The organism is Tenacibaculum sp. HL-MS23 (genome assembly GCF_032463465.1).
Taxonomy (GTDB): domain Bacteria; phylum Bacteroidota; class Bacteroidia; order Flavobacteriales; family Flavobacteriaceae; genus Polaribacter; species Polaribacter bernardetii.
In genome coordinates, this window is sequence record NZ_CP135989.1 from 183,646 (window position 1) to 202,597 (window position 18,952).

The window sequence follows — 18,952 nt, forward strand, 5'->3', positions numbered from 1 at the left end:
ATATTTAGTAAATATTAAATTTGTATTGTATGAAGCTGTTCCTTAAAATAATTTTTACTTGTTTCTTAAGCCTTTTTTTATCGGCAAGTATACTTGCCCAGCAAGACCCTCAATATACACAATATATGCACAATACTATGAGTGTAAACCCCGCATATGCAGGTTCTAAAGGGCATGGTGTTATAACTGCCATAGGTAGAACCCAATGGGTTGGATTTGATGGCGCTCCAAATACTCAAAATTTAAGTTATCATGCTCCAATAGGGTATTCAGGTTTAGGTTTAGGTGTTAATTTAATGAATGATGAAATAGGACCTTCGAAAGAAATTTATTTAGATGCCAATCTATCATATACCATTGAAACGGGTGAAGAAGGTAATTTAGCTTTTGGATTACGATTGGGAGGACGATTACTAAATATTGATTGGAGTAAAGGTAAAGTAAATCAAAATGAACAGATTCTAGAAGAAAATATAAATAAGTTTTTGCCAACAATAGGTGTGGGTATTTATTATTATGAACCTGAATGGTATGTGGGCTTATCAGTACCTAATATTTTAAGAAAAGAACATTACGACGCAGAAAACCCAGTAGGAGAATCAGCGGTTGAAAGAATGCATTTCTTTTTAATAGCGGGGTATGTTTATGATATAAATGAAGATTTAAAACTTAAGCCAGCAGCTTTATTAAAAGCAGTATCAGGAGCTCCATTATCTTTAGATGTTTCAGCTAATTTATTGTTTAATGAAAAATTTAGAATTGGTTTAGGCTGGAGATGGAACGATTCTTTAAGTGCTCTTTTAGGTTTTCAGGTTTCAGAAGAATTACTTATTGGATATTCATATGATTTAACTACCTCTAATTATAACGTAACAAATTCAGGTACTCATGAAATTATGTTACAGTATGAATTACTAAGAAACACAACGTTTAGATCCCCTAGATTCTTTTAAAAAAAATAGATTATATGAATTTAAGAAGCTTTTTATTAATAATCATATTATTAATAACTGCAAGAAATTTTGGGCAAAATAAAAAAGTAGCTGATAGGTACTTCAATGAGTTTTCGTATGTGCAATCAGCTGAGTTGTATAAAGCTTTAGTAGAGAAGAAAGGGGATACATCAAAACATGTTTTAAGTCGTTTGGCAGACTCTTATTATAATAATGCAGAAACCAAACAAGCTGAAGTTTGGTATAAAAAATTGGTATTTATATATAAAGAAGAACTAGAGGATAAACATTTGTTTAAATATGCTCAAGTACTTCGTAGCAACGGAAAATATAAAGAATCAGATTCAATATTTTTAACATTAACGTCTTCAGAAAAAAATAATAGAAAAGAAGAGTTAAGAAAAGAAAACTACTTATTAGATTATGCGAATGAAGATATTCGAATCGGAGTTAGAAACTTGGCTATTAACACTGAGTTTTCTGATTTTGGCGGTTTCTTATTAAACGGAAAAGCATATTATACGTCAGCCGTTCCGAAAGGAGGAAAAAATGAACGTATATATAAATGGAATAACCAGCCTTTTTTAAATATTTATAAAGCAACCGAAGAAATTAAATCTCTTGAAGAAAACGAAAAAGATACGGTGTTAACATTGGTAAATCCTCGATTAATAGAGGTTCCAATTACCTCAGAATTTCACGAATCAACACCAGTTTTTACCAAGGATGGTAAAACTATTTATTTTACGCGTAATAATGTAAATGGGAAAAAGGCGAGAAGAGACAAAAAGAATACCTCTAATTTAAAAATTTATAAAGCAAGTTTTGTAAATGGATATTGGATTAATGTAAAAGAATTGCCATTTAATGGAGAAGAGTTTTCTGTAGGGCACCCAGCTCTGAGTGCTGATGAAAAAACATTATACTTCGTATCTACCATGCCTGGTGGTTATGGAGCGACAGATATTTATAAGGTAGCAATACTAGGAAATGATCAGTACGGAACTCCAGTTAATTTAGGCGAAAACATCAATACTTCTGATAAAGAAATGTTCCCTTTTATAGGAGAGGATAATACCTTGTATTTTTCTTCAAACGGACATTTAGGTTTAGGGCTTTTAGATATCTTTCAATCTAAAATAAAAAATGACTCACTTTATTCAATAGCTGAAAATTTAGGGCATCCATTTAATAGTAAAAGAGATGATTTTTCTTTTTATATAGATGAAAAGGAAAAAAAAGGTTTTTTCTCATCAAATAGAATTGGAGGTAAAGGGGATGATGATATGTATAGTTTTTATATGTATACAGATCCTCTTGTTTGTGCAAAATCAATAGAGGGAATAGTAACAGATAATATTAATAAAATGCCTGTAGATGGCGCTTTAATTAAGTTAGTAGATAACCAAGGGAAGGTTATAAAAGAAGCATTTTCGAATAGTAATGGTGCGTATGTTTTTGAAGACGTTTTATGCGATAATACCTATACTGTTTTTGCTTCTAAATTAGATCATAGATCAAAAGATAAAAAAAGAGTTACCATCATTAAAGATAATATTAATCAAATTAATTTAGAATTGATTCCATTAATTATAGGAAACCAAATTGTTATTAATCCTATATATTTCGATTATGGTAAATCAATTATAAGAGAAGATGCTCAATATGAATTAGAAAGTATTGTAATGGTAATGTCTAACCATCCAGAGGTGAGTATTAAAATCGAATCTCATACAGATAGTAGAGGACCAGGAGATTACAATAGAAAGTTGTCTGATAGAAGGGCTAAGTCAACAAAAGAGTATATAGTCTCTAGAGGTATCAAAAAGGAAAGAGTAATTAGTGCTATAGGTTTTGGAGAAGATCAGCTACTAAATAAGTGTAATGATGCTAATAAAAATAAATGTACAGAGGAAGAACATCAAAAAAATAGACGTTCATATTTTTATATAGTAAAGGGTACTGATAAAATTAGAGAAAGACAAATTGCAGAAAAAATTGCTGTTAAAAAAAGAATCACAAAAAAGAACAATTTTTTACTTTTCTTAAAGAAGAATTTTAAAAAGAAAGGGAAGAATACCTCAGGTGCCAAAAAATGCCTTATAGGTAGAGAAGAGGACTGCGAGAAAGATAAAAAAGATTTTAAAATAGAGTATAAAAATTAATGGCAATAGCCCTTTTAATTTTTCCCTAAAAAAACTCCTGTAATGGGAGTTTTTTTATGTTATAATGAATTACAGCATAATTACATTGTAAACGCGAATTTCACTTACTAATAAATAGTAGTAATATAAGTATTAAAAACAATACGTGATAACAAGTATAGAAAATAAGTAATGTGAGTTGTTAATAGCTATTAGTTTTAACATATTATAAGATAATAAACATACTATATAAAGGATTTTTGTTTTTATATAGCCTTATGTAAGTTAAGGGCATAGAGAGTTGATAAATGATATAAAACTAAATAAAGAGGGCTTTTAGTGTTACTAAATAAAGTTTATATACACTGTTGCCATTCATATAAATAGTAGTTAGAAGATATATTTAGAAGTTTTAAAGTGTTTTTTCGAAATGAAATTCCTACAAAAAAATAAGCCTGAACAATATACATTATTGTTCAGGCTTAATATATGTAATACCTGTAAATATAGGTGTTATATGATATTTAATTTATTAATCTTGTAAAGCAAAGTTAATTGGAATGTAGTATTCAACATTCGCCAATTTACCATCCTGTTTACCAGGTACAAAAGTAGCTAATTTAGTAACCATTCTTTTTGCTTCTTGTTCTAATAATTCTCCTCCTTCAGGGCCTCTCATTTTTATATTACTTACTTTACCTTCCTTACCAATAATAAAACGAACCCAAACTTTACCTTCTATGTTCTGATCGGCTGCTGCTGCAGGATAATTAAAGTTTCTTTGAATATGGCTAACCATTCTTTCATTAAAACAATTTTCTTTTTGTGTATCTTCAACCTTTACACAAGCTTTAAATAGAGGTATAGTTTGTACTTTATCAAATTTAATATAGTCAGTAATTAATTTTTCTTTGCTAGTATTTGATACACGTTTAGTAGCAACTCTTTTTGCTACCTGAGTTTTAACAGCGCTAGGATTAGGGTGTTTAAACGTAATAGGAATACCATATTTAACTTTTACATTTCTTCCATTGTGTTTTCCTGGTATAAATGTAGGAAGTTTGTTAACGATTCTACTAGCTTCTTTTTCTAAAGATTCACCATTTTGTGGACCTCTCATTTGAATAGCAGCAACATTACCTTGCTCATCAATTGTAAATTGTACTAAAACTCTACCTTGAATACCTGCATCAAATGCATCTTGTGGATATTTAAAGTTTTTCATTATATGTTTTGACATTTGAGTCTCAAAACATTTAGCTTGTTTCATTAAAGGCACATTATTACATTTAGAAAATAAAGGAATTTCTTCTACAAGATTAAAAGGAATTCTTTCAATAGTCTCTGAATTATCTTCTAATTCAAGTTTACCAACCAATAAAGTGTTTTTCTTTATGTTAGCTACTTTTTGCGAAGTGCCAGCTCCTCCAATAGCAGAAACAGCTTCATTCTTTTTACGCACAACACGTCTCCTTGTAGAAACCTCAATAGAAAGTTGCTTTTTTTCACCATCCTGTGTTTCTTCAATAGCACATTTTGTGATACTATTAGGATCCGCTATAGTTTCATCTGTAGTAGCACATACTTCTTGTTGAGCAACAGTTGCTAAAGAAAAAAGCATTGCTGTCACGAGTAAGGGGAATTTCTTCATAATCGCACTCTATTTTAAGGGGTTAACAAAATTTGTTAACAAGTTTGAGTTGTAAAAGTAAGAAAAAATAATTTATTAAAGAAAATAATTTAAACTATTTTTTTTACCTAAAGGGTTTATAATTAAAAGGTTATTCTTTTTGCAAGAATAATTTACTTTTTTTAAGAGTATTTTAGAATTTTGTGTTATTCTAAATATTCCTTTAAAATAGTTGTTTTTATAATTAAATTATGCTGTTTTAGTAAAAAAATAATTCCCGATAATCTATAGACTAGCGGGAATTATTTTTACAATACTATTTAATTTTTAATTATTTTTTTGGTGTTTTAAAAGTTATTGGCAAAGCATATTTTACATTGACTAAATTCCCAAGATGTTTACCAGGTATAAAATTTGGTAATTTTTTGATTAATCGTACAGCTTCTTCTTCCAGTAGCTCACCTCCTTTGGGTCCTCTTTTTTTTATATTTACCACTTTACCAGCTTTGTCAATAGTAAATTGCACCATTACTCTTCCTTCAATATTTTTAGCCTTTGCAGCTTCAGGATAACTAAAGTTTTGAACAACATGCTTAATCATTTGTTTTTCAAAACACTTGGCTTGTGCAAGTAAGGGAGAATTCTTACATTTAGTAAACAAAGGTATTTGTTCTACTAAATGAAACGGAATTCTTTTTAAAGAAGAAACAACATCTTTTTTAATGGTTAGTTTTTCAACCAAAGCATTGTTGTTTTTAATTTTCTCAATTTTATTATTGGCAGCTATTGAAACACTATTTTTAGATTTTCTAACGTGTCTTCTTACAGAAACTTGTTTGTCTTCATCAGATTCTAGTGCTTTTTGTACGTCGTCAATAGAGCATTTTGTAATGCTTATAGCATTAAGATCTGCGATTTCTTCGTTAGGTGTTTCACATTTTTCTTGTGAAATAGCTATAGCAGACATAAAAAGTGCTATAACTATGCTGAAGGGGAATCTCATAGTATGGGTAATTAAGGGTTAGTTAATAAGCTGGTAAATATAATGTTTTTAAGTGCTTAATTATGTTAACTTAAGGTTAAGTTAAAGGTAAAAGAGTATATTACTATTACTGGTAACCCTTTCTCTTTTCCTGGAGTAAATGAGGGTAGCTTTTGTAAGATGCGATTTATCTCATGGTGAAGTTCTTTGTGTTGTTTTTTGCTCTTTATTTGAGTATTAACGACATTTCCATATAAGTCAATACTAAATTTAATAAATATCTTGTCATTGATAACTTCATTGTTAAATTTTTCGGCATAAAAGTTTTTTGAAAAATGCTTCTTTATTTTTTTTTTAAAACATTTGACATCATTTTTTCGGGTAGATTTATTACAAGAGTCAAACATAGGAATTTCTTGAACTAAAGTAAATAAAACCTCTCTAGATAAGTTTTTTGTGTCAGAATGGTTTTTGCTAACCCTAATGTTTCGAACTCTTTTTCTTATTGTTTTTGTTTTAATTATTTTTCTTGAATCATTTTTGTCGGTAACATCACATTTTTTAACGGAAATTACATTCAAATCTTCAAAAGTATCTTCAGCAGGTTTTTTACATACTTCAGCTTGACCATAACTGTTAATTAGGTTAAAAATGGATAACGCTATAATGGGAAGTATATTTTTCATTTTAATGTTTTTTAATTACAACGTAAATATGAAACATTAATACTATAGTGAGTTTATGTAAGTGTAATATGTATTTTAATTAATATAATCTTAATTGTTAAGGATGTTAATTTAGTGTAAATAAAAACTCCCTATTTTATCAATAGGGAGTTTTACAATATATTCAATATAAATGTGAAAATTATTTTACATGCATTAATTCCACATCAAAAATTAAAGTAGCGTTTGGCGGAATTACCCCTCCAGCACCAGCTGAACCATAAGCTAAGTTAGACGGAATTACAAACCTGGCTTTGTCTCCAACTTTTAATAACTGAATTCCTTCATCCCAACCTGCAATAACTTGTCCCATACCAATAGCAAAGTCGATTGGTTGTTTGCGCTTATAAGAAGAATCAAACACAGTACCGTCTAATAATTGCCCTTTGTAATGAACAGAAACAGTAGCGCCTTTCGTAGCTTGCTTCCCGTCTCCGTTTTGTAAAATTTTATAACGTAATCCAGACGGAGTCTCGTCATAACCCTTAGCAACAGTGTCTAATAACTCTTGCTGTTTCGCTTTTTCTTCTGCTTCACGTTTTTCACGAGATCCTTCAAAAGATCTAAAAGCTTCAACAGCGTTAAATTTTTCAGCAGCTTCACCTACACGAATAATTTCAACATCCATCGTGTCGTTTTGCTGAATAGCATCTACAACATCTTGTCCTTTTACAACGCTTCCAAAAACAGTATGATTACCATCTAAATGTGGCGTTGCTGTATGTGTAATGAAAAATTGAGAACCGTTTGTTCCAGGTCCTGCATTTGCCATTGATAATTTACCAGGAGCGTCATGCTTTAAATCAGGATGAAATTCATCATCAAATTTATAACCAGGGTTTCCTGTTCCAGTACCTTGTGGACAACCACCTTGTATCATGAAATCAGAAATCACACGGTGAAACTTTAAGCCATTGTAATATGGAGTTCCTTGTGGTTTAGCTTCGTTTTCTAAATTTCCTTCTGCTAAAGCAACAAAGTTACCTACAGTTCCAGGTGTTTTTTCGTATTCTAAATTCACTAAAATATGGCCTTTTGGCGTTGTGAACTTTGCGTAAATTCCGTTATTCATTCTACTATTATTTACTAATTAAACTTTAATTTATTTGGGCGCTCGAGCGGGCTTTACGTTATATCTTTTATGCATTCTTCATAAAAGGATGCCACTTCAATCCCTAGCGCAAGCATACTATATAATTAATTTTTTATGGATAAAGTTGATAGATTAAAACTTAAACCAATATTCATATTCGTCGATTTTACATTCCCAAAAGGCGAATAATATTTTCCTGCTGAAGCTATAATTGCAACGCCATTTGTAATATCATAACTTAAACCTAAGGTAGGACGCACAATAATTCCTTCGTCTGTATCTACACCTGCACCACCACCGGCTCCTGCCATAAATTCGACAAAACCACGGGCTTTAGTATTCAAAAAACGTGGCGAGTATATTCCACCTCCAACCAATCCATGTGCATAACCACCAGAGCGTCCGTCATAAGCAAAACTTGCTTCACCAGCTATATACAACCATTTGTTAAGGTCGAAATTCACTTTTAAACCAATCAATTGTAAATCGATGACCGCCGCATCAAATACATCATCGGTTTTTGCAACATCAAAATACGATTGATTCTGAATTTCAACGCGTAATCCTTGTGTGTAAAAATTGTTGTATTTTTTTCTTCGGATGTTGTTCCGCCATTTAATCCGAAGTATTTAAAACCAAATCCTACAGTATAAGCTTCTAAATCGCCTGCAACAGCACGATAATAACCACCGTGACCACTGATCGCTAATTTGCTTGAGAGTTTTAAATCGATTCCGGCAGAGGGATAAATCATTAAGCCGCCTTCAGGAGCCACACGACCACCAGCAGCACCAATAGCTAGTTTGGTGAAAAGATTAATGTATTTCGATTGATAAGGATGGTAACCAGCACCAAAAAATAAATCCATAAATCCAGCACGCAAACCTTTGTATATAGCATCGGTATGTGCGAATAAAAAGGTGTTTTCTGATAGGTATTTCTGATATTCAAATCCGATTACATATAATGACTCATCTAAAACATCTCCATTGTCTTTCTTAGAATTTCCGAATGGTTTAAAGAAATCAAAGCGGACTTGTTGTGCGTTTTTTATTACTGGTTTGCTCCAAAAATCATCCGAAGAAAGATTGGTCGCAACAAATTTTTGATGGGCTTTATCATAATCTGTAAAACGCAACACACTCGGAATTTCAACAAAAACCGAAACCGAATTACTTTTTATTTTACCTGATAAAAAATTTAGGTGACTGTATTGTACACCAACCGAATACTTATTTTTTTTGTATTGTAAACCAATATTCGGATTTATAAATCCGCCGTCGTTTACTAAGTTTCTGTATCCACCACCACCACCAAAATGGAAGTTAGCATCTACATATAAATTTTTATATACTTGTTTGTTTACCCCAATTTCGGCACCTAAAGTAAATAAACCTCCTTGGTCTCCAGTAACCGCAAAATGAAATCCGGCACCACCATACAACCAATCGTTAATCGGAATTTGATAATGTAAACCCGCCAACCCCATAGTTGGTTTTAAGTTAGGAAATGCATCTGTAGGCATTTGAACAGGAATAAAATTCAAACGTACTTTAGTGTGTAGTTCTTTGCCTTTTAAAGTTGAGAGGTTTTCTTGACTAAACAAGGTGAAAAATAAAAGACAAAAGATAAAGGATAAAAATACGTCATTACGAACATAGTGAAGTAATCTCTTACTAACTAAGAAGATTGCATCGTTCTTCGTAATGATGTTGTAATTTTTATTATTCATGTTAAATAAATGCTTAAAATCAATTATTACTTATTCAAACTCACTAGTAAAATGTAATTTTACGGTTGGGTATTTACTTTGTGTCATTTGTATTGTAAAAGCAGAGTCTGCTAAAAAGACCAACTTACCTTGTTTGTCTTTTGCTAAATAGCGCTGTTTAACACGTTTAAACTCTTTAAATTCATCATTTTTTGGATCTTCTGGTTGTACCCAGCAAGCTTTATGTACAGAAATGTTTTCATACGTACATTTTGCACCATATTCGTGTTCTAAACGGTACTGAATTACTTCGTATTGTAGGGCACCTACAGTACCAACAATTTTACGTCCGTTCATATCCATTGTAAATAATTGCGCAACACCTTCATCCATTAATTGATCTAAACCTTTGTAGAGTTGTTTAGACTTCATAGGGTCGGCATTGTTTACATAACGGAAATGCTCTGGAGAGAAACTCGGAATTCCTTTAAAGTTTAACACTTCTCCTTCGGTTAAGGTATCACCAATTTTAAAGTTACCGGTGTCATGTACACCAACAATGTCACCAGGAAAAGATTCGTCTACAATTTGTTTCTTCTCTGCAAAAAAGGCATTTGGACTCGAAAATTTCATCTTCTTACCGTTACGAACGTGTAAATACGGAGAGTTTCTTTTAAAAGTTCCTGAAACAATTTTTATAAAAGCCAGTCTGTCTCTGTGTTTAGGATCCATGTTTGCATGAATCTTAAAAACAAAGCCTGTTAATTTTTCTTCTTTAGAATCTACTAAACGTTCTTCAGCTTTTTTAGGTTGTGGTTGTGGTGCTATTTCAATAAAAGCATCTAACAATTCTTTTACACCAAAGTTATTTAAAGCCGAACCAAAGAAAACAGGTTGTAAATCACCTGCTAAATATTCTTGCTGATTAAATTCAGGATATACTTCAAATACCAATTCAGATTCTTCTCGTAAAGTTTCTGCAGCAGTTTCTCCAATGATTTCGTCTAATTTTGGATTAGATAAGTCGTCAAACTGAAGTCCTTCCGTAATTTTTGTTTTATTATCTCCCGAAAAAAGATTTAATTTCTTTTCCCAAATATTATAAATTCCTTTAAAATCATACCCCATTCCAATAGGAAAACTCATAGGTGTAACACGTAAACCAAGTTTTTGCTCTACTTCATCTAATAAATCAAACGCATCTTTTCCTTCACGGTCTAATTTATTAATGAATACTAACATCGGTATTTTACGCATTCTACAAACTTCAACTAATTTTTCGGTTTGAGGTTCTACACCTTTGGCAACATCAATTACCACAATAACACTGTCTACAGCAGTTAGAGTTCTAAAAGTATCTTCCGCAAAATCTTTGTGACCAGGCGTATCTAAAATGTTTATTTTTTTGTCTTTATAAATGAAAGCTAAAACCGAAGTAGCAACCGAAATTCCACGTTGACGCTCAATCTCCATAAAATCGGAAGTGGCTCCCTTTTTTATTTTGTTGTTTTTAACAGCTCCAGCTTCCTGAATAGCACCACCAAATAATAATAACTTTTCAGTTAAAGTAGTTTTACCTGCATCAGGGTGTGATATAATTCCGAACGTACGTCGTTTTTGTATTTCTTTTAAAAAACTCATCTATAAATTTTAAGGCTGCAAAGATAAGGTTTAATGCTTAACTGTTCAAAGGTTTAATTGTTGAACTGATATCATTTTTGTAAGTTTGTTTTTCGTAAATTAAATAGATGAAAGAACAAGTAATATTAGTAGACGAGCAAGACAATCAAATTGGATTGATGGAGAAAATTGAAGCGCATGAAAAAGCATTGTTACACAGAGCTTTTTCAGTTTTTGTTTTTAATGATAAGAAAGAATTGATGTTGCAACAACGTGCTGCTGAGAAATACCATTCGCCGTTATTATGGACAAATACTTGCTGTTCACATCAAAGAGAAGGGGAAACGAATTTAGAGGCTGGTAAACGAAGGTTGCAAGAAGAAATGGGATTTGTTTGTGAGTTAAAAGAAGTGTTTTCTTTTATTTACAAAGCGCCTTTTGATAACGGATTAACAGAACATGAATTTGATCATGTAATGGTTGGTGATTTTAACGGGGGACCAAACATTAACGCTGAAGAGGTGGCGTCTTATAAATGGATGACCTTAGAAGCAGTAAAAAAGGATATTGAAAGTAAACCCGAAATATATACCGCTTGGTTTAAAATTATATTTAAAGAATCTTACGACGCCTTAAAAAATGCCTAGAGTAACCGTACATAGAAAAGCCCATTTTAATGCAGCGCATAGATTGTGTAATCCGAAATGGTCTGATGAAAAAAATCTGGAAGTTTTCGGGAAATGTAGCAATCCTAATTACCACGGTCATAATTACGAGTTAATTGTTTCGCTAACAGGTGAAATAGATGCTGATACGGGCTATGTGTATGATTTAGGTATCTTACGAGAATTGATAAAGAGGGAAGTAGAAGATGCTTTTGATCACAAAAATTTGAATGTAGAAGTGGCGGAATTTAAAGATTTGATTCCTACAGCCGAAAATATATCAGTGGTAATATTTAACAAATTACGTGTAAGTATTCCTGAAAAATTAGACTTAGAAATAACGTTATATGAAACCCCAAGAAACTTTGTAACCTATAGCGGTAACTAATTATGATAAGTCAATTATTACGATTCGAACCTATTTTAAAATCCAAAATTTGGGGGGGAGAAAAATTACATACACTACTCAATAAAAAAACAAATAGTAAAGATATTGGTGAGAGTTGGGAAATTTCTGATGTAGAAAATGATGTTTCTATAGTTAGCAACGGAGGTCTTAAAGGAAGAAGTTTAAATGAATTGATAACGGAATTTAAGCAAGACGTTTTGGGAGATAAAGTGTATCATATCTTTCAAGATAAATTTCCGTTACTTATCAAGTTTATAGATGCCAAGCGAAAATTAAGTTTACAAGTACATCCTAACGATATTTTAGCGCAAAAAAGACATAACTCCTTAGGTAAAACCGAAATGTGGTATGTGGTTAATGCAGATAAAAAGGCAAAAATTATAGTGGGCTTTTCGGAGGAAGCTGATAAGAATTCTTTTGTAAAAACGATAGAAGCAGGCAATGAAACAGCTTTACTAAATGTTGATTTTGTAAAAAAAGGGGATACCTTTCTAGTGCCTGCAGGTAGAGTACATGCAATCGGTAAAGGTGTTTTATTAGCTGAAATTCAAGAAACATCCGACGTTACGTATCGTATCTCTGACTGGAATAGAAAAGATGCTAATGGAAAACAGCGAGATTTGCATTTAGATTTGGCTTTAGATGCTATAGATTATTCAGCAAAATCGAATTATAAGGCAGAGTATCTTAAGAAAAAAAATAAACCTTCAAATATTGTAGATTGTAAATATTTTACAACAAATTTTCTACATCTAACAAAAAACTACACCGTAAATCATGAAGATAAAGACAGCTTTGTAATATACATGTGTGTAGAAGGAATAGCTATTTTCGAATATGATAAACAACAAGAAAGATTGCAAATAGGAGAAACTATTTTAGTGCCAGCTTGTATTAAAAGAGTAAATGTTTTAACCGAAAACACGAAGCTTTTAGAGGTGTATATAAAGTAAAACAGACTCAAAATTTACGTTGAGTCTGTAACCAATCTCAAATTTAAGAGCCATTTAAAAAGTTGTAACCAAATACAGCCTTGCAGATAATATTGCGCTCTTTTTCCGCTTTTTTAGATACTGTAATGTGTAAGATAACCTCGGAGTCACTCAGTTTTTTAATATAATTATGAATAATAAGTTTATCATTTAGAAAAGCATTTTTTATAAAGTCAAATTCGATACTTTTAAAACTGATGCTGGATGCAGGTTGATGTAGGTTAAGAGATGAAGTTACGGTAGCTTCAATTTTATGGTATAAAATTGAGGTTTTTAGTGTTTTGTTTTTGTTAACTTGTTTTTTGTTAACAGTAAATTGAAAATTGTGATCTTTAGGTAGTTTATAAGTTTGCATGATGTGATGAGTTTATTGGTGGGAAATTCGATTTTCTGAAAAAAATGTTTTTAGTAGAATTCATTCTCTTAGCTGCATACATGTTAATTCGTAGGGCGTTTTTTACTGTTTTGATCATAATTAAAGTTTTAATTTTAGTAAATAAAAAAAGGTGCTTTTTATAAAAAAGCACCTTTTGTAGTTTGTATTAAATGTCGGTTTTTAAAACCGTTGTTTAAAGCTGTTCTCTAAAGTACTTTTTTTTATAAACACATATTGTTTGCGCATGCAGGTAATACACATAATCATATTGATAGTGTTTAAAATAAAGCGATACGTGTTTAAAAGTACTTTCATAAGATCAAATGTAACATTTTTTTTTACATTGCTGTAATAAATAAAAAAGAATAACCTTAAGTAGTTAAGAAGCCACTGCAAGTAAAAGAAAAGAAGTTGTGTAAATATGTATCTTTGGGGTGTATAAATGAAGATTGGTAAAATGGTTTTTTGAATGTTGTAACGCATTAGCTACTTAAAGTGATTCATGTAAATATGACCAATTTTTAAACAATTAGCAAATGAATAATATAAAAGTAATTGCCTTTGATGCGGATGATACTTTGTGGGTAAACGAAACTTATTTTAGAGAGGCTGAGAATGAGTTTGCAAAGTTGTTGTCTGGTTATGAAACTGAAAATAAGATTCATCAAGAATTGTATAAAAAAGAAATCGACAATCTAAAAATTTACGGGTATGGTGTAAAAGGTTTTGTGCTTTCGATGGTGGAATGTGCGTTGGAATTATCAAACTATAAAATCAATCCAAAAACCATCGATAAAATTCTAGAGATTGGTAAAGAAATGCTCGAGCAACCCATCGATTTATTAGATGGAGTAGAAGAGGTGTTGCAAAAATTACAAGGTAAGTATAAGTTAATTGTAGCCACTAAAGGAGATTTGTTAGATCAGGAACGGAAACTAGAAAAATCAGGAATTTTAAAATACTTTCACCATACAGAGGTGATGAGTGATAAAAAAGAAAAGGATTATGTAAAGTTGATAAAGCATTTAGATATCAATCCGTCGGAATTATTAATGATTGGGAATTCATTAAAATCAGATGTTTTACCCTTGGTAGCATTAGGCGCTGCTGCAGTGCACGTTCCTTTTCATACTACTTGGGCACACGAAGAGGTAAGTAATGAACAAAAGTCAGATAGTTATAAAACAGTAGCTAAAATTACAGAAGTATTAACTTTTTTATAAATGAAGTATTTAGATATTGAAAAGTGGAATAGAAAGCAGCATTTTAAGCACTTTAGAACTTTAGCAGACCCAACATTCGGTATGGTAGCAGATGTAGATGTTTCTAAGTGTTATGAAACCGCAAAAGAAAGAAATCAATCGTTTTTTGTGCGCTATTTACATGCATGTATGAAGGCTATTAATGCTGTTGAAAACTTTAAATATAGAATAGAAGGGGATAAAATTGCCATTTATGCGGTAATAAATGCATCGGCAACCATAGCAAGACCCGATCATACTTTCGGATTTTCATACATAGAATTTTCAGGTGATTTTGAAGTGTTTAGCGAAAATTTTCTAAAAGAAAAAGAACGTATTATAAATTCATCCGATTTGTTTCCTGAAAAATATTCCTTAGGCTGCATACATTGTTCGGCTGTACCTTGGGTTTCCTTTACCAGTCATAAAGAACCAAGTTCGGGTAACAAAAATGATAGTGTTCCGCAAGTTGCTTTCGGAAAAATAAAATTAGAAAATAATAAGAAAAAGATGCCTGTAGCAGTAAATGTAAACCATGCTTTAGTAGACGGATATCACGTAGGACAATTTTTTGATAAATTTCAGGCTGAATTAGATAAAATCGATTAATTTTGCAAAAAAATAATAATTATGGCAAGTATTAAAAACTTAAAAAAAGATATCGATTATACTTTAGGAGATATTATTGATATCTGTAGATTATCTGCACAATTAAACCCAGAGGTAGATCAAGAAAAATCAGAAGCGATTGTTGATGAGGTTTTTGAAACTTATGATGGTTTAATAGCAAAGATAAACGCTAAGAAAGTTGAAGATAAAAAAGCACATTTTAAAGCAATAAGTACTGAATTAGAAGTAAAAGCAAACGCTTTAATTGAAAAGGTAAATAACTTATAGTTGTCTGTAAGTTAGATGTTTAAATCCGACTGCTTATGAAGTGTCGGATTTTTTTTTGCAAAAATTTAACAAGTGTCAAGGGTTTTTTTTCGTAAATTACGTTCAGTAATATTAACATCAAATTCCCCCTTAAGCAACATGGCAAGAGCAATGTACGAATACACTAAGACGGTATTAAAGAAAGTTAGTTTTAATACGGATTTATTTTGCAAAGAGTTAGAAAAGGCATTAAACAGATTATTACCTTATGAAGTAGAGGAGCTAACAATTTGGTTAAAACAATTTACGGCAAATAGACCTGATTTATATGTTTGTTTGGCTTTAGTAAAAAAATAAGAATAAAAAAGAAGCTACTGAGCTTCTTTTTTATTCTTATTTTTTTTTCCTCTGTATTTTTGCATGAGTTTGCGGTTAAACTCGTGCTCTGAGATTTGTAGTGTAAGTATTTTTTTAAATGATAATATCTTTGAAACCTTTGTGTGAAAAGATGCTTTTAATTCATACTCCTGTTTATTTATAAATTGAAATTTTTCTAAAATTTCTTTAGAATCTTTTTCAGATAAATTTTCAATTCCTCCGTTTTTAAGGATTCTCTTTTTAATATTAAAACGCTTTTCTCTATGAAGCACCATTTTCTTTTTGTCGTACTGATTGTAAATAGGCCAAAATTTTTGAGCCTCAGCCACTGTTAAATTTAATTTTTCTGTTAAGTAGGCAATTTTATACGTGCGTATTTTTTCAGTACTTCCTTTTTTTGACTGTGCTTGACTAGACAAAATACTTAAGAAGAATATGAATACTAAGGTTAATAGTTGTTTTTTCATTTTTATTGAATTTCATTTATAAGAGTAGAGTTATCAATGGTGTTTAGGTAATCTTCTAAATGTTTGGCATCCATTGATGGTAAAATATTGTCTTCAAAATCAGAAGATTCTAAAGCAATCGCCAATTCATTAGTGTCGGTATCTCCATATCCATTTTCATACCAAGATGCGATATCTGCTTGTGTTATAGTGTTAAAACTATCTTTGTTGCTAGTCGTAATGTAATGTAAACCGATAAATAATAAAACAGAGGCTGCTGCTGCAACAGGAATAAAGTCGAGTACTCTTTTGTACAAAGAAATAACTTTTACTTCTTTAGGTGCTGCTTTAAGCTTTGTTAAAATATTCTCTTCAACGGTATCAAAATAATTGGCAGGAGTTTTAAAAGTGTTTTCTTTAGATATAACAACAGTAGTTTCTGAAGAAAAGAAAGCCTCCTCCATTTCTTCAAAATAATTTTCAGGCAATGAAAACCCAGTTTTCTTGCCTGCCTTATTATTTATAAAATCTATACTATGTTTTAAATCTTTATCCATCTCTCTTCTAAGACTGTGTTTTTTGTAAAAGGTTTAATTGTGGTTCTTAATAAAGTGTGCTATTTTTTTTGCAGCAATGTGATAGGATGCTTTTAAGGCTCCAACAGAAGTTTCTAGTATTTCAGAAATCTGTGTGTACTTCATCTCATCAAAATATTTCATATTAAAAACGAGTTGTTGTTTTTGAGGTAAAGTAGCAATTGCTTTTTGTAATATAAGTTGAATTTCATCTCCAGTAAACCAATGGTCGCTATCTAAAGTAGAAACTAATTGTTGTTGGTAATCAGTAATGTCAACATTTTTCTCTTTAGCTCTTTTAGTAAGAAAGGTTATAGATTCGTTGGTAGCGATTCTGTACATCCAAGAGTAAAGCTTACTGTCGTTTTTAAAGGTATCAATATTTTTAAAAATTTTGATAAACGTATTTTGTAAAACGTCATCAGCATCATCATGAGAAACAACAATCTTTCGTATATGCCAATACAACCGCTCTTTATAAAGCGATAGCAATTGTTTAAAGGCTACTTCTTTTGTTTTAGAATTCTGAAGCGCTGCAATAAGTGTAAGTTCGTCTGTCAACTAAAGTTGTTTAGCAGTTAGACTTTAAAAATAGTAAAAGGTTTAAAAGAAAATTAAATTATTTACGAGCGCTTTCTAGAGCAACCAAATAAACGTTTTTCTTTGATGGTTTCTGAAACTCCTGCTGGTAACATTTTTTCCCATCCTTCTTCATTTTCTTTGATCATTCTTAATACCTTTCGAGAGAAAATATGTAAGCTTTCCTCGTCAATATCTTTAATATCAATAAGTCTACCATTATTTTTAAAGAACTTGTATAGTTCTTTCATTCTTGGGTGTACCTTTAAATTGTCACTGGTAATAAATTCATCAGTGTCTTCATCTTTATAAGGATACATGTATACTTTTAAATCTCGGTAGAAAAGTTTACCAAAGGCTTCTAAAATACCACCACTTAAATCACGGTAATATTTTTCATCAAAAATTTGAATAAGATTATTAACGCCCATGGCTAATCCCATTCTTTCTTTCGTAAACTCACTAAAGTAATCAACGAGTCTAAAGTATTCTTGATAGTTGGTTATCATTACGTTTTGTCCCAAAGCACATAGTAACTCTGCTCTATCTAAGAAATCACGTTCATTAATTTCTCCTTCAGCTCTTAAGTTGCTCAAGGTGATTTCAAAAATAATTTGTGTTTTTTCTGGGTTTACCTTTTTTTCTGCTAAAAACAATTCTTTCGAACGTTCAAACATATCCATATTTACTTTCGTAACAGGGCGATAGCTCCCGCGAAGCGCTAAAATATTCTTTTTATAAAGTACTTGAGCAGGTAGTAAGTTGTTTCCGTCAGGCCCAAACATAACGGCGTTTGTCATGCCGTTTTTAACTAACTGTAAACTCATTAAACGATTGTCAACATACATAAAACGAGGTCCAGAGAAATTAACCATGTCAATTTCTAAACGATCGCTATCAATGTTGTCATAAAAAGATTTTAATAATTCTTTCGGACTGTCATTTAAATAGTAGGCTCCGTACACTAAGTTTACCCCTAAAACTCCTAAAGTTTCTTGTTGTTGGCGGGCATCAGTTTCTTTAAAACGAAGGTGTAAGATAATTTCGTTATAGTCTTCAAGCGGATCTAATTGAAAACGAATACCAACCCAACCATGACCTTTAAACTTTTTAGAAAAGTTAATGGTAGCAACGGTATTTGCGTAACTAAAAAATAATTTTTCAGGATGCTTCTGACGGTCAAGACGTTCTTCAATTAAGTCCATTTCATGTCTTAACATCTTTTTTAATCGTTTTTCTGTAACATAACGATTGTCATTTTCTACACCATAAATGGCATCAGAAAAATCTTTGTCATAAGCACTCATTGCCTTTGCAATTGTACCTGAAGCACCACCAGCTCTAAAAAAATTACGAACGGTTTCTTGACCAGCGCCAATCTCAGCAAATGTTCCATAAATATGGGCATTTAAATTGATTTTTAAAGCTTTGCTGTCAGTGGTTGGTACCGTGCTTATTTTTTGATCTCCTTTAAGCGTAATTGCCATTTTATTGTTTTTTGTTACGGATAACAAATGTACTGAAAATAGGACTTATCAGATAATTTTTATTGTATTT

21 protein-coding genes are annotated in these 18,952 nt (G+C 31.3%); 9 read left to right on the forward strand and 12 right to left on the reverse strand.

The genetic code is table 11. The annotated features are described in order from the left end of the window. Positions 1–29 precede the first annotated feature (29 nt). Positions 30–953 (forward strand): type IX secretion system membrane protein PorP/SprF, encoded by a 924-nt coding sequence (locus RRF68_RS00790; protein ID WP_315944664.1) that lies wholly within the window; start codon positions 30–32, stop codon positions 951–953. A 14-nt stretch (positions 954–967) separates the two neighbouring features. Further along, positions 968–3,118 (forward strand): OmpA family protein, encoded by a 2,151-nt coding sequence (locus RRF68_RS00795; RefSeq protein WP_315944665.1) that lies wholly within the window; start codon positions 968–970, stop codon positions 3,116–3,118. A 511-nt stretch (positions 3,119–3,629) separates the two neighbouring features. Here RRF68_RS00795 and RRF68_RS00800 read toward each other — a convergent pair. The 7 genes from RRF68_RS00800 to RRF68_RS00830 form a co-directional block, all read right to left on the reverse strand. Next, positions 3,630–4,748, reverse strand: coding sequence for an energy transducer TonB (locus RRF68_RS00800; RefSeq protein ID WP_218772906.1), 1,119 nt, complete (start codon positions 4,746–4,748; stop codon positions 3,630–3,632). 310 nt (positions 4,749–5,058) lie between these two features. Then, positions 5,059–5,694: an energy transducer TonB gene (locus RRF68_RS00805; RefSeq protein WP_218772905.1), complete on the reverse strand. Its 636-nt coding sequence runs from the start codon at positions 5,692–5,694 to the stop codon at positions 5,059–5,061. 101 nt (positions 5,695–5,795) lie between these two features. Further along, entirely contained in the window at positions 5,796–6,395 is a 600-nt protein-coding gene (locus tag RRF68_RS00810) for an energy transducer TonB (RefSeq protein WP_218772904.1), read from the reverse strand. 181 nt (positions 6,396–6,576) lie between these two features. After that, positions 6,577–7,506 carry a peptidylprolyl isomerase gene (locus RRF68_RS00815; protein ID WP_218772903.1) on the reverse strand — a complete coding sequence of 310 codons (930 nt, stop codon included), beginning with the start codon at positions 7,504–7,506 and terminating at the stop codon, positions 6,577–6,579. A 125-nt stretch (positions 7,507–7,631) separates the two neighbouring features. Continuing rightward, complete coding sequence (locus RRF68_RS00820) at positions 7,632–7,991, reverse strand: hypothetical protein (RefSeq protein WP_315944666.1); 360 nt, start codon at positions 7,989–7,991, stop codon at positions 7,632–7,634. Between the two features lie 11 nt (positions 7,992–8,002). Next, positions 8,003–9,259, reverse strand: a complete 1,257-nt coding sequence (locus RRF68_RS00825; protein ID WP_315944667.1) for a hypothetical protein — start codon at positions 9,257–9,259, stop codon at positions 8,003–8,005. A gap of 30 nt (positions 9,260–9,289) precedes the next feature. Continuing rightward, the gene (locus tag RRF68_RS00830) at positions 9,290–10,879 is read right to left on the reverse strand and encodes a peptide chain release factor 3 (protein ID WP_315944668.1); all 1,590 of its coding nucleotides are present in this window, start codon (positions 10,877–10,879) and stop codon (positions 9,290–9,292) included. Between the two features lie 107 nt (positions 10,880–10,986). Here RRF68_RS00830 and idi point away from each other — a divergent pair, with 107 nt between their 5' ends. From idi to RRF68_RS00845, 3 genes are read left to right on the forward strand one after another with little or no spacing between them, the layout of a single operon-like run. Continuing rightward, a complete protein-coding gene (gene idi / locus RRF68_RS00835; RefSeq protein WP_315944669.1) occupies positions 10,987–11,505 on the forward strand; it encodes an isopentenyl-diphosphate Delta-isomerase in 519 nt (172 codons plus the stop codon). Next, a complete protein-coding gene (locus tag RRF68_RS00840) occupies positions 11,498–11,911 on the forward strand; it encodes a 6-pyruvoyl trahydropterin synthase family protein (protein WP_315944670.1) in 414 nt (137 codons plus the stop codon). Before idi ends, RRF68_RS00840 begins: the two co-directional genes overlap by 8 nt. Before the next feature lie 2 nt (positions 11,912–11,913). After that, positions 11,914–12,885: a type I phosphomannose isomerase catalytic subunit gene (locus tag RRF68_RS00845; RefSeq protein WP_315944671.1), complete on the forward strand. Its 972-nt coding sequence runs from the start codon at positions 11,914–11,916 to the stop codon at positions 12,883–12,885. A gap of 43 nt (positions 12,886–12,928) precedes the next feature. Here the strand turns inward: RRF68_RS00845 and RRF68_RS00850 are convergent, their stop codons facing one another. Then, positions 12,929–13,279 (reverse strand): hypothetical protein, encoded by a 351-nt coding sequence (locus RRF68_RS00850; RefSeq protein ID WP_218772898.1) that lies wholly within the window; start codon positions 13,277–13,279, stop codon positions 12,929–12,931. Between the two features lie 557 nt (positions 13,280–13,836). On the opposite strand from RRF68_RS00850, the gene RRF68_RS00855 reads away from it, so the two are divergent. From RRF68_RS00855 to RRF68_RS00870, 4 genes are all read left to right on the forward strand, one after another. After that, positions 13,837–14,523, forward strand: a complete 687-nt coding sequence (locus tag RRF68_RS00855; protein WP_218772897.1) for an HAD family hydrolase — start codon at positions 13,837–13,839, stop codon at positions 14,521–14,523. Next, on the forward strand, positions 14,524–15,150 hold the full coding sequence (locus RRF68_RS00860; RefSeq protein WP_315944672.1) for a chloramphenicol acetyltransferase: 627 nt from the start codon (positions 14,524–14,526) through the stop codon (positions 15,148–15,150). Positions 15,151–15,171: 21 nt separating this feature from the next. Next, a complete protein-coding gene (locus RRF68_RS00865; RefSeq protein WP_218772895.1) occupies positions 15,172–15,438 on the forward strand; it encodes a hypothetical protein in 267 nt (88 codons plus the stop codon). 138 nt (positions 15,439–15,576) lie between these two features. After that, positions 15,577–15,774, forward strand: coding sequence for a hypothetical protein (locus RRF68_RS00870; RefSeq protein ID WP_218772894.1), 198 nt, complete (start codon positions 15,577–15,579; stop codon positions 15,772–15,774). A gap of 14 nt (positions 15,775–15,788) precedes the next feature. Here RRF68_RS00870 and RRF68_RS00875 read toward each other — a convergent pair whose 3' ends face one another. The 4 genes from RRF68_RS00875 to RRF68_RS00890 form a co-directional block, all read right to left on the reverse strand. Next, positions 15,789–16,262: a sensor of ECF-type sigma factor gene (locus RRF68_RS00875; RefSeq protein WP_315944673.1), complete on the reverse strand. Its 474-nt coding sequence runs from the start codon at positions 16,260–16,262 to the stop codon at positions 15,789–15,791. Between the two features lie 2 nt (positions 16,263–16,264). After that, complete coding sequence (locus RRF68_RS00880; protein WP_315944674.1) at positions 16,265–16,798, reverse strand: hypothetical protein; 534 nt, start codon at positions 16,796–16,798, stop codon at positions 16,265–16,267. 33 nt (positions 16,799–16,831) lie between these two features. Further along, positions 16,832–17,377 carry an RNA polymerase sigma factor gene (locus RRF68_RS00885; RefSeq protein ID WP_275316132.1) on the reverse strand — a complete coding sequence of 182 codons (546 nt, stop codon included), beginning with the start codon at positions 17,375–17,377 and terminating at the stop codon, positions 16,832–16,834. Between the two features lie 62 nt (positions 17,378–17,439). After that, complete coding sequence (locus RRF68_RS00890) at positions 17,440–18,882, reverse strand: TonB-dependent receptor (protein ID WP_218772890.1); 1,443 nt, start codon at positions 18,880–18,882, stop codon at positions 17,440–17,442. Positions 18,883–18,952: the final 70 nt, after the last annotated feature.